This window comes from Mucilaginibacter pedocola, assembly GCF_002013915.1.
GTDB lineage: Bacteria > Bacteroidota > Bacteroidia > Sphingobacteriales > Sphingobacteriaceae > Mucilaginibacter > Mucilaginibacter pedocola.
The window spans coordinates 312,611-326,359 of sequence record NZ_MBTF01000036.1 but is presented as its reverse complement, the minus strand read 5'-3'; the positions used below and the strand labels follow the sequence as shown (position 1 = coordinate 326,359).

Here is a 13,749-nt window from a genome sequence, read left to right as displayed (position 1 = left end):
TTATCGATCAAAAGCTTTACGCTTTGGTCTTTCAGCTTTTGGCTTAAGAAGCCATTTGCGCGCGGATGATGTTTAGCGCACCACCTGCTTTGAACCACTCGATCTGTTGTTCGTTGTAGGTATGGTTTACCGGGAAGCTTTCGCTGGTACCATCGGCGTGGTGTAATACCACGGTCAATTGTTTGCCCGGGGCGAAAGTTGTTAAACCATCGATATCGAAGATATCATCTTCCTGTATTTTATCGTAATCAGCAGGGTCAGCAAAAGTGATACCCAACATACCTTGTTTTTTCAGGTTGGTTTCGTGGATACGGGCGAAAGATTTCACCAATATAGCACGAACTCCCAGGTGGCGTGGCTCCATTGCAGCGTGCTCGCGCGATGAACCTTCACCGTAGTTCTCGTCACCCACTACTATCGAACCAATACCGTGCGCTTTGTAATCGCGCTGGGTAGCAGGCACAGGGCCGTACTCGCCGGTCAGTTGGTTTTTAACGCTATCGGCGTTCAGGTTAAAGTAGTTGATAGCACCGATCAACATATTGTTTGATATGTTATCCAGGTGGCCACGGAATTTCAACCATGGGCCTGCCATCGAAATATGGTCGGTAGTACATTTACCTTTTGCTTTTATCAGCAATTTAAGGCCTTTAATGTCGGTACCTTCCCATGCAGCAAATGGATCAAGCAATTGCAAACGTGCCGAGGTTGGGCTAACAATAACTTCTACTTTGCTACCGTCTTCGGCTGGTGCCTGGTAACCTGCATCTTCTACAGCGTAACCACGTACCGGCATTTCTATACCCAATGGCTCGTCCAGTTTCACCTGCTCGCCTTCTTTGTTGGTCAGCGTATCGGTCATCGGGTTAAAGGTAAGGTCGCCTGCAATAACCATAGCGGTTACAATTTCAGGAGACGCCACGAAAGCGTGGGTATTAGGGTTACCATCCTGGCGTTTTGCAAAGTTACGGTTGAACGAAGTAATGATAGAGTTTTTGCGTGTAGGGTCATCAGTGTGGCGTGCCCATTGGCCAATACAAGGGCCGCAAGCGTTAGCCAATACAACACCGCCCATGCTCTCAAAGGTACCTAAGTAACCATCGCGCTCTACAGTGTAACGCACCAGTTCCGAACCCGGAGTAATGGTGAACTCTGCTTTAGTTTGCAGGTTTTTATCGATAGCCTGTTTGGCAACTGATGCCGAACGGGTAATATCTTCGTAAGATGAGTTAGTGCAAGAGCCTATCAAACCAACTTCCAAAGCAACAGGCCAGTTGTTCTCGCGAACAGCGGTAGCAAATTTAGAAAGCGGCCAAGCCAGATCCGGTGTGAAAGGGCCGTTAATGTGCGGCTCCAGTTCGCTTAGGTTTATCTCGATAACCTGGTCGAAGTAAGCAGCAGGGTTTGCGTAAACCTCATCATCACCTGTTAAATGCTCAGCAACTGCATTTGCCAGTTCGGCAATATCAGCGCGCGAAGTACCGCTCAGGTAAGCAGCCATTTTCTCGTCGTAACCGAAGATAGAAGTAGTTGCACCAATTTCGGCACCCATGTTACAGATGGTACCTTTACCGGTAGCCGAAAGCGAACGTGCGCCTTCGCCAAAGTATTCAACAATAGCACCGGTACCACCTTTTACGGTAAGTATACCCGCTACTTTCAAAATAACGTCTTTTGCAGATGCCCAGCCCGATAATTTACCGGTTAGGTTAACACCTATCAGTTTAGGGAATTTTAGCTCCCATGGCAAACCTGCCATCACGTCGCAAGCATCGGCACCACCAACACCAATAGCAACCATACCCAAACCACCTGCGTTAGGGGTGTGCGAGTCGGTACCTATCATCATACCACCCGGGAAAGCGTAGTTCTCTAACACTACCTGGTGGATGATACCAGCACCGGCTTTCCAGAAACCGATACCGTATTTGTCAGAAACAGAAGAAAGGAAATCGTATACCTCTTTATTGATATCAACAGCAGTGCTTAAGTCTTCAACAGCGCCAATTTTGGCCTGGATCAGGTGATCGCAGTGTACAGTTGATGGTACGGCAACTTTAGGGCGGCCGGCTTGCATAAACTGCAGCAGCGCCATTTGTGCGGTAGCATCCTGCATGGCAACACGATCCGGTGCAAAGTCAACGTAATCGGTACCGCGCGCAAAAGCTTTAGAAGCATCACCTTCCGAAAGGTGGGCGTATAATATTTTTTCTGTAAGAGTAAGGGGTTTACCGGTCGCTTTACGTGCCGCTTCTACGCGGGTGCTATAGCGATCATAAACTTTTTTGATCATGTCTAAATCAAAAGCCATAATGTTTGATTTTTTTAGTGGTAAAACGAGATATCCAGGCGTTTCCGTTGGATAGCCGCGAATTTACAAATTATAAACTTTATTCACAGTTAGCGCTTTACACAATCGTTATTTAGATGCGATATAAATAAGAGCCCCCCAGCCCCCTGAAGGGGGAGCAGAATTTGATTGAGACATTGAAAATAAAGATTATTTCAACTGAGGTGTTTCAGGCAAATTCCTGTATTCGCCTTTTTAGTTCTTCTATCGTGGGTGCCTCCCTCTCGGCAAAATTATTTTGGTCTAAATAATTCTGGTATTCTGGATCGTGATCTATTTGGATCATATCTAACTTTTCCAATCCCACAATATTTCATAGGCTCTATCATCAAGTATATTGATAGTTAGTGTTTTCATCCGTTACTAAGATATCCAAATTTAAAACAATTTAACTCATGCACCTATGTAAAGTTCCCCCTTCAGGGGGGTAGGGGGCTGCCACCTTAATTATCCTATCAGCATTACCACCATTACTGGTTATAATAAACACTTCGCCCTGCGGCGATATAGCCACATCTCGCATGCGGCCATAGGTGCTTTTATAATAAGTATTTACCGTTTCAACCTTATCGCCGGTAGCGTTTAGTTTCAATTGCAGCAATTCAGAATCTTTTAACACGGCAAGTAACAGCGAGTTTTTCCACTGGGGGATGGCATCGTTATTATAATAATCGATACCCGAAGGGGCAATGGTTGGCGACCAGGCTTGTATGGGTTCTGCCACATCATTTGCAGCACAAAATGTTTGTTCGGCAGAAGTATTGCAAAAGCCTTCAATATTCGGCCAGCCAAAATTTCGGCCTTTTTGAATGATGTTTATCTCATCGTCGGTGCTTTGCCCGTGTTCGCTGCTGTAGAGCCTATCGCCCACAAATACCAGCCCTTGCGGGTTACGGTGCCCGAACGTCCAGAGCGCACTGCCCGCAACAGGGTTATCTGCCGGGATGCTGCCATCTAAATTAATGCGCTGAATTTTGCCGGCAAAGTTGCTTTTATCCTGCGCGCGCGATGCTACTGAAGCATCGCCGCTGGTGATATACAGCTTTCTATCAGGCGATATGGCCAGGCGAGTACCATTGTGGATATTGGCAGCCGGGATATTATCAAGCAGCACAACAGGATTTACCAATGTGGTGCCGTTATAGGTAAACTTCACTATCTTTTTGGTATAGGTACCGCTCTTGCTGTAATTGTAGGCTACAAACACTTCGGGGGTGGTAGTAAAATCGGGGTGCAATACCATTCCCAACAAACCGCCCTCGCCCTGCGATACCACATCGCTGAGTGTTATCACCGGCGTAACGGCACCATCGGCAGGGTTAACGCGGCTTATTCTGCCGCCGCGCTCGGTTATCCAAAGCATATTATCAGGCCCCCAAAGTATTTCCCAGGGAAAGTTGAGCTTTTCGGTAATTACCTTATCGGTAAGTGTTGCATCGCCCGGAGTGGTAGTGGGCGGATCGTTGGTTGAAGTTTTTTTACAATTTGCAAAGCAAAGTATGCCCGTAACAACTACTGCGGCGGCTATCCATTTTCTCATATCCTTTAAGTTTTTACCGGGGCTGGTAAATTGATTAACAGCGAGAAAATGAAATTGTTGCGCCTATCGGTACTGTTAATTAATAAGCCAGTTGTAGAAGGTTTTAAAAGCTACTTTCCATTGCGCCTCGTTGTGCTTGCCATCTTTTATCACCAGCGGCGCCGGCACATTTTTGCGGTTATATCCTTTAATCATCAGTACCGAATCCATCCGGGCAACAAATTCGGTTTCATTTCCCTCTTTATCGCCGCAGGCTAAAAAGTAGCGTTGTTTGTTATCTATTTTCTCCCCCTGCGCCAGCGAGTAAATTTGCGGCGCTATCCAAAAAGACGGCGAAAACACACCCGCCACGCCAAACACTTTTGGATATTTAAGTGCAGCGTACAATGATATTAACCCGCCCATCGAACTACCGGCAATAGCCGTGTGCTTTGCATCTGTTTTGGTGCGGTAAAGGCTATCGATATGTGGCTTCAGCGTTTTAGCAATAAACTCTACATAGGCATCACCATCGGGTTGTTTGGCATATTGGCTGGTGTAGGCATTGTACTCTGCCATGCGGTATTTGCCGCTGTTATCCACCCCAACTACAATTGCCTGTTTATCTGCCGGGAAGGTTTTCAAAGTAGAATCAACCAGCCAGCTTCCCGCAAAACTGGTATTACCTGTAAAAAGGTTCTGCCCATCGTGCATGTACAGTACCGGATATTTTCTTTTAGATGTGGCATAGCCCGCAGGCAGGTAAACACGTATTGTACGCTCGCGCACAAGTTGTGGCATATTGAGTTTGCTTATAACAATTTGCGCGGTATCAACATTTTGGGCGAATAAGTTTTGTACTAAAAACACCTTAAAGGCTATGCCGACTAAGCAGCGCATAATTATTTTATTACCCATTACCTTACTTTTTAATGTAACGCACACGCTTTGTTTGTATGAGTATGGTATCAGTGGCCGACAGGCTTTTTAACGCATCGATATTAAACCGGGCCCTCGCAAATATATATACAGCCGGCGAGGAATTACCAACTTGCCTGGTAAGTAAAAATGAGATATAATTCTTGTAGATATTGCCGTCTTTTATAACAAATGGTTTTTCTTCGCGGTAATCACATACCGACGCTTGACCGGAAGCCGGGTCTACCGCGGCGCAATTGCTAAATGGCTTAATGGTATTGGCATTTAGCAACAGTTCTTCATCGGCGCTGGGGCGCATGGTCAAAAAAGCATTTATAACATCTACTGCCTTAAGGTTGAAGCCCGAAGCTGATTTACCTTCTATTTGATATTTGTTTGACTCCAATTTGCCCGTAGTGGCCGAAAGTGATTTTACATATGCCTCCGAGCTGTTTTGAAAATCAAGTTCCACATCATTCTCCTTATAAGGCTGATTTTTAGCCTCAGTAGAAAAAAGGTTTGCTATATTAGTTTTGTTAACCCTGCCAATATAGCTCTTCACCATACTTTGATCGGTAATTTCTCCGCCCTTTGTAAACAACTGTGCATTCATAAAAGACAAGGTATCAACAGCAACATAAGTACCGCTAAGTGAAACAGTATCGGGGGCATTACTCTTTTTGCAGCTCACCAACAGCAAACCACCAAACATCCCAATAAAATATAACGATTTGATTTTACCTTTTAGAAAACCGTATTGCATAGCGACGAGGAATAGATCTCTACGAAAATACTAAATTATAGGCAATTCCGCCTAAAGCGTCTCGAAGCTATATCCCTTACCGCTCCAATACTCCAGCGCTCTTGGCAACACATACTCCAGCCTGTCAAAAGCTTTCAAACTATCATGAAAAACCACTATCGAACCGGGGCGGGTGTGCTTCAATACATTCTTCAGGCAATCCTCGGGTTTTAGGTTGATGTCGAAGTCGCCGCTTAGTACATCCCACATTATTATTTGCAGATCGGGCTTGGCTTGTTTCAGTAGCTTTATTTGCTCACGTTTTATACGGCCATAAGGCGGGCGGAACAGGTTGGTGCCCGTCAATTTTTGCGCCTGCAAAAAGTTATCCAGATAAATGCGGCTATCGGTATCCCAGCCACGCAGGTGGTTGTAGGTGTGGTTACCAATGGCGTGCCCGGCGTTTTTTACAGCATCAAATACATCGGGGTGCTTGTCAATATTATCGCCAATACAAAAAAAGGTGGCCTTTGCATTGTAAGCTTCTAAATTTTTTAACACAAAAGGTGTAACAATGGGTATAGGGCCGTCGTCAAAAGTCAAAAAAATGCTGCGGCTGCCGGTTGGCGCCTCCCATACCAGGTTAGGGTATAACCATTTAAGCGGGGCGGGAGTTTTTACCAGGTACATGCGCACAATAATTTAATAAGCACCATACATTAACAAAGGCTTGCAAAATAGCAGCATTACCCGGCAATTGTATACCAAAATTATGAAACTAATATTTACAGCAACAAAAGTAACCATTGCTTGCCTCATATTAATAGCTGCAGCCCCCAAAGCAAATGCACAGGAACTAATTACCCTGCAAAAAGCGGTAGACCGTGCTTTGGAACGCAACCTCACCATTAAGCAATCGCAATATAACGAAGCGATAAGCGCCGAGAACTATAACCAAAGCCGCTACAACAAATTGCCGGCCGTTAGCGCTAACCCGCAAGGCGGTTTCAACTTTGGCCGTAACATCGACCCTACATCCAACCAGTTCGTTAACCAGCGTACCTTCACCGTAAACGCCGGTATAAACGCGCAGATAACCTTATTCCAGGGTGGGCAGCTACGTAACCAGATCATCCAAAACCGTATTTTGGTTGATGTAGATAAAAGCAATACCGCCAAAGTAAAAAACGACCTGATACTAAACGTAGTTACCCAATACCTTACCGTTTTAACCAACCAGGATTTGGTAACCGCATCTAAACAACAAATAGATATTTCGAAAATTGCTTTAGACAGAGCGCAGAAAAACTTCGATGTAGGCAACCAAACCCTTGCCGACCTATCGCAGGCCAAAGCGCAGCAGTCTACCGCCGAACTTAACTTAACCACTGCACAAAACCAATTAGACTTATCATTGCTGGTATTGAAGCAATACATGGAAATGAATCCGTTGGAGGAAATAACCGTAGAGAAGCCGGATATCAGCAAATTCAAAGATGTACAAACCGACTTCGACGGCGCATCCGTGATAAAAACCGCCCTCGAAATAAACCCCGATATAAAACTGGCGGAAACCAGGCAAGCTTCGGCACAGCAAGCTATCAAGATAGCGCAGGGTGGTTATTACCCCAGCCTGGTATTATTTGGCTCGGGCAACTCAAGGTATTCTGATGCTGCCGTAAGATTCAATAACCCATCGATACCTTACAGGTTTTTCGACCAGTTTAAAGATAACTTTAACCAATCGGTAGGCTTTTCGCTGCAGATACCTATCTTCAGCCAGTTCAGCAACCGTACTGCTGTGCGCAAAGCTCGCCTACAGTTCGAGAACGCACAGGTAAATACACAGCTATCGAAAAACAACTTAAGCAAAGTAATTATACAAGCGGTGTTTGACCTTCGCGCTGCGCAGAAAAAACTGGTAAGCAACGAGCAAACCTACCAATCAAACAAAGATGCCTTTAACGTGGTACAGCAACGCTACAACGTAGGGCTGGTTAACTCGTTGGATTATAACACATCGCTTACCAACTTGAACAAATCGCAGTTCGACCTAATACAGGCACGTTACGAACTGGTTTTCAGAAGCAAGGTAATTGATTACTATCTTGGCAACCCAATAACACTCTAAACTTTAAATAATAAACTCCTGAAAAAAATATCATGGGAAAGTCTACTAAATATGTCCTCATTGGCTTAGGCGCGGTAATAGTACTTATTGTAGTACTAAAATTTGCCGGCGTTATTGGCAAGCCGCAACTTACGCAGGTAGCTATAGAAAAAGCCGCCGAGCGCGACATTAACGAAACCGTATCTGCCAGTGGTAAAATTAAACCGCATATTGAGGTAAAAATAAGCCCCGAAGTAAGCGGCGAGGTGGTTGAGCTACCAATAAAAGAAGGCGACGTGGTGAAAAAAGGCCAATTGCTTTGTAAGATCCGCCCGGACATTTTGAAATCGGGTTACGAGCGTGCCGTGGCATCATACAATTCGCAAAAAGCCAGCGTAGGCAATTCGGCACAGATGCTGAAACAATCTGAAGCCACATTTGCCAACCAGGCATCCATATACAAACGCAGCCAGGAACTCTACAAAAACAAAGTATTGACCACCGCAGAGTTTGAGCAGGCCAAAGCCAACTACGAAGGTGCCAAAGCTTCGTTAGAAGCTGCCAAGCAAAACGTTATCGGTTCGGAGTATGGGCTGGCACAATCTTCGGCATCGGTAAAAGAAGCGCAGGATAACCTTGCCAAAACCACTATTTATGCACCGGTAGATGGCGTGGTATCAAAACTATCTATAGAGATAGGCGAGCGCGTACTGGGTACCCAACAGTTTGCGGGTACCGAGATCATGACTATATCCGACCTCAGCAAAATGGATGTGAACGTGGATGTGAACGAGAACGACATTAACCGTATTGGTATTGGTAACCCTGCACAAATAGAGATCGACGCTTTCCTTGGTAAAAAATTTGAAGGCCAGGTGATAGAGATAGGCAGCTCGGCCAATGTGGTAGGTACTAATGCCGACCAGGTAACCAACTTTACTGTTAAAGTAAGGATAACTGCCCAATCGTACCTGGACCTGTTGAAGAAAGATGCCGCTAACCACTCGCCTTTCCGTCCGGGTTTAACAGCTACGGTTGACATCAACACCAACCACGTAAAAGCACTATCGGTACCTATCCAATCGGTTACTACCCGCGAGGAGAAAAAAGAAGTTAAAAAAGACGACAACGGAACCGACGAAGAAGCAAAACGCACAGCCAGCACGCCACAAGCAAAAGAATATGTTTTTGTGTTGGATAAAGCCAATAAGGTGAAACAAGTACAAGTTAAAACCGGCATACAGGATGATACCTACATACAAGTACTCAGCGGCCTTAAAGTCGGCGAGGAGGTGGTATCGGCACCATTCGCAGCTATTTCTAAAGACCTGAAAGACGGGCAAGTAGTAGAGAAAGTTGACAAAGCGAAACTGTTTACCGGCGAGAAGAAGAATTAATTTAAGAGTCGGAAGTCCGCAGTCTGAAGACGGAAGAATTGCACAAGTTAAGAGCTGCATTTGGGAATCGATACCCCGAATGCGGCTTTTTAATTATATCTAACTCCCACCCCGGACTTAAGACTTCTGACTTGCGACTTTAAACTCCCCACTTCACACTTTCCCTAAAAATCCATTACTTTGTACCGTTAGGGAAAACCATTTGCCCCTGCAGTACATTATATCCTTAATGCTTAAGCACATCAATAAAATTACCGTAGTTGGCGGTGGCAGCTGGGCCACAGCCAATATTAAAATGCTGACCGATAACGCCGCCGAAAAAGAAATTTTTTGGTGGATGCGTAACGGGCAGGCGGTAGAACATATCAGCAAATTCCGCCATAACCCCAACTATCTTAGTTCGGTAGAAATAAAAGTACCGGCTGCAAATATCTCCTCAGACCTGAAACCGCTGATAGAAGCTGCAGACTGCATTCTTTTGAACGTACCCGCCGCCTTTTTAAAAGAAGCGTTGGCCGGGATCACACCTGAAGACTTTAAAGGCAAAAAGATAGTATCGGCCGTAAAAGGTATAGTGCCCGATGAGAACCAGATCATTGGCGAATTTATGCACCATAAGTATAATGTATCATTTGATGATTTTATGGTGATAAGCGGTCCCTGCCATGCCGAAGAGGTTGCACTGGAAAAACTATCGTACCTCACCATTGCCTCGCAGGACGTAGAACTGGCAACCGAGTTTGCCGGCATGCTGAATACCCGCTACATCAAAACCATTGTCTCCGACGATATATATGGCACAGAATGGGGCGCTGTACTCAAGAACGTTTACGCCATTGCCAGCGGTATATGCCATGGCGTGGGTTACGGAGATAACTTCCAGTCGGTACTCATCTCCAACGCCATCCGCGAGCTGGAGCGCTTTGTAGACGAGGTGCACCCTATCGACCGTGATATAAAAGAATCGGCCTATCTGGGCGATTTGCTGGTTACTGCCTACTCGCAGTTTAGCCGTAACCGCACTTTTGGCAACATGATAGGTAAAGGCTATACCGTAACCTCGGCACAGTTAGAAATGAACATGATTGCCGAAGGCTACTATGCAGTAAATTGCCTACACCAGGTAAACCTGCAGCACAAGGTAGAAATGCCTATATGCGAGGCTGTTTACGCTATTTTATATAAAAAAGCATCGCCAACTATAGAAATGCGCAAACTGGCAGAAAAATTGAGTTAACCTATACAGTTAACACAATTTTAAACTACCATGAAAAAGTTATTCAGTACAGCAATGTTCGCGGCAGCCATGTTTGCCTCAGCTAACACATTTGCACAAAGCCATAAGGACACTACTGTTGCACAGAAAGTAGGCACCACTGCTAAAAAAGGCTGGGCGGCTACCAAAAAGACAGCCAGCAAAGTAGGCAACAAAACAGCCGAAATAGCTTCAAAAGGCGCATCCGCCGTGGCGGATAAAAAATACGATAGCAAGGTAGGCCCGCAGGGGCAAACCATTTACATTGATAAAAACTCGTATTACTATTACGTAGATGGCAAAGGCCGCCATATTTATGTGAAAGAATCGGCATTGGTTGCAAAACCATAACGCAAATATCACGAAGCGCCTGTTGCAAAGCAGGCGCTTTTTTTGTACCTTATCACCACTATGAAAACAATTACCCCTACCCTCATATACATCGGCAGCGCATTAATTTTATTAACGGCCGCATGTGGCAACGGTACTAAAACCGAAGAAAACAAACAGCTGCAAGGCAATTGGAAAGCCAAAGATGGCACCGAGCTAAAAATAACCGCCAAGCAATTTACCATGGATAACCAGCCCGAAGATTACTTCATAAAAGGCGATACCATTTTCACGTCCTTTGAAGGAAACCTGCCCTACACCAAATTTGTGATAAAAAAACTGGACGAGAAACAGCTGAATTTGGTGTTCCCGGATGATACTGCAGCGGTTGAGTTTAGCCGTTAAACAAAAACAGTTATCAATTAAAAGTTGTCCAATTCCGACTTAAAGCTTTCTATGATCAAATCACCTAACGGATTTTGATTATTATATAACACCGAAGCATTAATTGGATAACCATTTTCAGATACAGCAGCATAATTGAATTTGCTCACATAAGCGTAAACTTCCGCTGATTTTTGATACCAGTATTCAAAAACCAAATGGCGTTTGTCATGCCGATTATCTTCCGAATCACAGATGTAGAAAATCACGTTCGAATCCTTTTCGAGGATATCGCCAATAACTTTAATAACTGTATTCTTTATCCAATGATCTACATGGCTTGGTTCTGTATCGGGGTATAACGACAAAGAAAAAGCGTTGATCTCGCCTAATTGATAGCTGATCAACGCTAATTGATATGTAATGTTATATCGTGTAGTAAAGGTGTAGGCGAGGCCGTCTTCAGACGGTATTACCTCATAAAGGTTTTGCAAAATTAATACCCTTCTCTTTAGCAAGGTCGCTCAACGGCTTTTTGTTTTTCAAAGCCTCTTGCACATCCTTTTTGTCCTGCATCACCTTTTGTAAAAATGCAGAACCTCCTTTTGGCGTTTGCTTTTTGTTTTCTTCCATATTGGGTGATCTTTATTTAAATACCTATGCTCTATAAACGATAAATTTACTTACTATGTTTCACAAGTGCAATACCTGATAGATATACTAAGTAACAAAACGTTCTTAAACAAAAACCTCCCGTATGCAGTGCAAACGAGAGGCTTTGTAAACAAAACTAAACTAAAACTATGCTTTTGGGTAAACTACCCCCCAAAAGCTCTTATGAAAACTAAAAACTGATCTTAAAATCTTCTGCGGCGTTCCGGGCGTTCTTCGCGGGGTTTACCAGAGAAATCGCGGAAACCACCGCCACCGGCGCCTTTATTCCTGTCTCTGTTAAAACCACCTTCGCGGCGTTCGCCACCACCGTAGCTTCTTTCGCGGTTAAAGCCGCCTTCGCGCCTTTGGTAACCACCTTCGCGCCTGTCGCCGCCGCTGCGTGGGCTGCTTGTGCCTTCGCCCGATATTTCTATCCTAACTTCGCGGCCTTTGAACTCAACGCTTTTAAAGTTGTTCATCACCATATCAACGTCGCCTTTGTTCACTTCAAAGAAAGAGTAAACACCTTTAACGTCGATCTTACCTACGGTGCGACCGCTAATTTTAGCGTTGTTGCAAATGTAACCTAACAGGTCACCGCGGGTAAAGTCGTCCACACTGCCTAAGTTAATAAACAAGCGTGTGTACTCGCTGCCGCCTCTGTTGCCATCGCGCATGCCGCGTTCGCCCCTTTCGCCATCCCTGCGGAAATCATCAGCAGGTGCGTTAAGGTCCGGTGCGTTTTTATAATAATCAAGGAAGCGGTTAAACTCCAGTGATGCAAAACGTTTTATAACTTCTTCTTTGCTCAGCTCGGCAAACTCATCCATAATACGCGGGATGTATTGCTCTATCTGCTGCTCGTTCACGGTTACATTGTGTACCTTGTGTACCAGGGCAAACAATTGTTTCTCGCAAACATCAAAGCCTGTTGGTATATCGGCTTTAACAAATTTTTTGCCTATCACACGCTCTATCTGGCGTATTTTGCCCAGCTCTTTGCTGTTCACTATAGAGATAGATACACCTGTTTTACCGGCACGTGCGGTACGGCCGCTACGGTGGGTGTAGTTCTCTACCTCATCGGGCAGGCTATAGTTAATAACGTGGGTAACGTCGTTCACGTCGATACCACGGGCAGCCACGTCAGTCGCAATAAGCAATTGCAGGCTGCGTTCGCGGTAGCGTTTCATTACCTTATCGCGCTGTTGCTGAGAAAGGTCGCCGTGTAACGAGTCGGCATTATAACCATCTTTAATTAAGGCCTCAGCAATTTCCTGGGTCTCAATTTTGGTACGGCAAAATACTATACCGAATATCTCGGGGTTATTGTCAACAATACGTTTAAAGGCAGCGTATTTTTCGCGGGCACGCACTACATAGTATTCGTGCTCGATATTGGCGTTGCCGGTATTTTTTTCGCCCATGGTTAACTCAAAAGGGTTATCCATGTATTTTTTAGCGATCCTTCTTACCTCTGCAGGCATAGTGGCCGAAAACAGCCAGGTCTTTTTCTCGTCGGGTGTGGTAGATAAAATATCGTCGATGTCTTCCTGGAAGCCCATATTGAGCATTTCATCGGCCTCATCCAATACTACGTACTTAACCTGCGAAAAATCGATGGCTTTACGGTTAATAATGTCCAGCATACGGCCAGGCGTGGCCACCACAACCTGTACGCCGCGTTTAATTTGGCGTAACTGGTCTTGTATGCTTGCACCGCCATAAACGGCAACAACATTAACGTTGTTCATTTTTTTGGCGTAGTTCTTAATGTCGTTCGTGATTTGTAAACAAAGTTCACGAGTTGGGCATAAAACAAGCGCTTGCGGATGATTTTCTTCGAAATCGAGCAGTTCTAATAGCGGCAGTCCAAAAGCAGCTGTTTTACCGGTCCCTGTTTGGGCTAATCCGACAAAATCGTTGCTGCCTGTTAACAAAACCGGAATCGACTGTTCCTGGATTGGCGTAGGATTTTCAAATCCTAACTCAGAGATGGCATTAACAATATCATGACGGATTCCCAGATTGATAAATGGGTTCATGAATTTAAATAACGTATTTGGCTACATCGCCAAATCGGCTGCAAA

Annotated in this window: 13 protein-coding genes; 5 read left to right on the top strand and 8 right to left on the bottom strand. The window is 44.9% G+C overall.

Going from position 1 to position 13,749, the window contains the following annotated elements:
- Window positions 1–43 precede the first annotated feature (43 nt).
- The 5 genes from BC343_RS26065 to BC343_RS26045 form a co-directional block, all read right to left on the bottom strand.
- Window positions 44–2,311: an aconitate hydratase gene (locus BC343_RS26065; protein WP_078350742.1), complete on the bottom strand. Its 2,268-nt coding sequence runs from the start codon at window positions 2,309–2,311 to the stop codon at window positions 44–46.
- A gap of 427 nt (window positions 2,312–2,738) precedes the next feature.
- Window positions 2,739–3,890, bottom strand: coding sequence for a PQQ-dependent sugar dehydrogenase (locus BC343_RS26060; protein WP_078350741.1), 1,152 nt, complete (start codon window positions 3,888–3,890; stop codon window positions 2,739–2,741).
- Between the two features lie 75 nt (window positions 3,891–3,965).
- Window positions 3,966–4,787: an alpha/beta hydrolase gene (locus BC343_RS26055; RefSeq protein ID WP_078350740.1), complete on the bottom strand. Its 822-nt coding sequence runs from the start codon at window positions 4,785–4,787 to the stop codon at window positions 3,966–3,968.
- A gap of 4 nt (window positions 4,788–4,791) precedes the next feature.
- Window positions 4,792–5,550 (bottom strand): hypothetical protein, encoded by a 759-nt coding sequence (locus BC343_RS26050; RefSeq protein ID WP_078350739.1) that lies wholly within the window; start codon window positions 5,548–5,550, stop codon window positions 4,792–4,794.
- Window positions 5,551–5,601: 51 nt separating this feature from the next.
- The gene (locus BC343_RS26045; RefSeq protein ID WP_078350738.1) at window positions 5,602–6,219 is read right to left on the bottom strand and encodes a polysaccharide deacetylase family protein; all 618 of its coding nucleotides are present in this window, start codon (window positions 6,217–6,219) and stop codon (window positions 5,602–5,604) included.
- Window positions 6,220–6,301: 82 nt separating this feature from the next.
- Between BC343_RS26045 and BC343_RS26040 the strand changes: the two genes are divergently transcribed.
- From BC343_RS26040 to BC343_RS26020, 5 genes are all read left to right on the top strand, one after another.
- Window positions 6,302–7,660, top strand: a complete 1,359-nt coding sequence (locus BC343_RS26040; RefSeq protein ID WP_078350813.1) for a TolC family protein — start codon at window positions 6,302–6,304, stop codon at window positions 7,658–7,660.
- Between the two features lie 32 nt (window positions 7,661–7,692).
- Entirely contained in the window at window positions 7,693–9,036 is a 1,344-nt protein-coding gene (locus tag BC343_RS26035) for an efflux RND transporter periplasmic adaptor subunit (RefSeq protein WP_078350737.1), read from the top strand.
- A 229-nt stretch (window positions 9,037–9,265) separates the two neighbouring features.
- Window positions 9,266–10,273 carry an NAD(P)H-dependent glycerol-3-phosphate dehydrogenase gene (locus BC343_RS26030; protein ID WP_078350736.1) on the top strand — a complete coding sequence of 336 codons (1,008 nt, stop codon included), beginning with the start codon at window positions 9,266–9,268 and terminating at the stop codon, window positions 10,271–10,273.
- A 30-nt stretch (window positions 10,274–10,303) separates the two neighbouring features.
- Window positions 10,304–10,642 carry a hypothetical protein gene (locus tag BC343_RS26025; protein ID WP_078350735.1) on the top strand — a complete coding sequence of 113 codons (339 nt, stop codon included), beginning with the start codon at window positions 10,304–10,306 and terminating at the stop codon, window positions 10,640–10,642.
- Between the two features lie 60 nt (window positions 10,643–10,702).
- Window positions 10,703–11,026, top strand: coding sequence for a hypothetical protein (locus BC343_RS26020; protein WP_078350734.1), 324 nt, complete (start codon window positions 10,703–10,705; stop codon window positions 11,024–11,026).
- 17 nt (window positions 11,027–11,043) lie between these two features.
- On the opposite strand, the gene BC343_RS26015 is transcribed toward BC343_RS26020, so the two are convergent.
- From BC343_RS26015 to BC343_RS26010, 3 genes are all read right to left on the bottom strand, one after another.
- Complete coding sequence (locus BC343_RS26015) at window positions 11,044–11,412, bottom strand: DUF6169 family protein (protein WP_078350733.1); 369 nt, start codon at window positions 11,410–11,412, stop codon at window positions 11,044–11,046.
- 70 nt (window positions 11,413–11,482) lie between these two features.
- A complete protein-coding gene (locus tag BC343_RS31140; RefSeq protein ID WP_156088775.1) occupies window positions 11,483–11,638 on the bottom strand; it encodes a hypothetical protein in 156 nt (51 codons plus the stop codon).
- A 224-nt stretch (window positions 11,639–11,862) separates the two neighbouring features.
- Window positions 11,863–13,704 (bottom strand): DEAD/DEAH box helicase, encoded by a 1,842-nt coding sequence (locus BC343_RS26010; RefSeq protein ID WP_078350732.1) that lies wholly within the window; start codon window positions 13,702–13,704, stop codon window positions 11,863–11,865.
- Between the last annotated feature and the right edge of the window lie 45 nt (window positions 13,705–13,749).

Excerpts from the sequence above, each read along its gene's own strand:
- BC343_RS26065 (WP_078350742.1), bottom strand. The coding sequence starts at position 2,311 with ATGGCTTTTGATTTAGACATGATCAAAAAAGTTTATGATCGCTATAGC.
- BC343_RS26060 (WP_078350741.1), bottom strand. The coding sequence starts at position 3,890 with ATGAGAAAATGGATAGCCGCCGCAGTAGTTGTTACGGGCATACTTTGC.
- BC343_RS26055 (WP_078350740.1), bottom strand. The coding sequence starts at position 4,787 with ATGGGTAATAAAATAATTATGCGCTGCTTAGTCGGCATAGCCTTTAAG.
- BC343_RS26050 (WP_078350739.1), bottom strand. The coding sequence starts at position 5,550 with ATGCAATACGGTTTTCTAAAAGGTAAAATCAAATCGTTATATTTTATT.
- BC343_RS26045 (WP_078350738.1), bottom strand. The coding sequence starts at position 6,219 with ATGTACCTGGTAAAAACTCCCGCCCCGCTTAAATGGTTATACCCTAAC.
- BC343_RS26040 (WP_078350813.1), top strand. The coding sequence starts at position 6,302 with ATGAAACTAATATTTACAGCAACAAAAGTAACCATTGCTTGCCTCATA.
- BC343_RS26035 (WP_078350737.1), top strand. The coding sequence starts at position 7,693 with ATGGGAAAGTCTACTAAATATGTCCTCATTGGCTTAGGCGCGGTAATA.
- BC343_RS26030 (WP_078350736.1), top strand. The coding sequence starts at position 9,266 with ATGCTTAAGCACATCAATAAAATTACCGTAGTTGGCGGTGGCAGCTGG.
- BC343_RS26025 (WP_078350735.1), top strand. The coding sequence starts at position 10,304 with ATGAAAAAGTTATTCAGTACAGCAATGTTCGCGGCAGCCATGTTTGCC.
- BC343_RS26020 (WP_078350734.1), top strand. The coding sequence starts at position 10,703 with ATGAAAACAATTACCCCTACCCTCATATACATCGGCAGCGCATTAATT.
- BC343_RS31140 (WP_156088775.1), bottom strand. The coding sequence starts at position 11,638 with ATGGAAGAAAACAAAAAGCAAACGCCAAAAGGAGGTTCTGCATTTTTA.
- BC343_RS26010 (WP_078350732.1), bottom strand. The coding sequence starts at position 13,704 with ATGAACCCATTTATCAATCTGGGAATCCGTCATGATATTGTTAATGCC.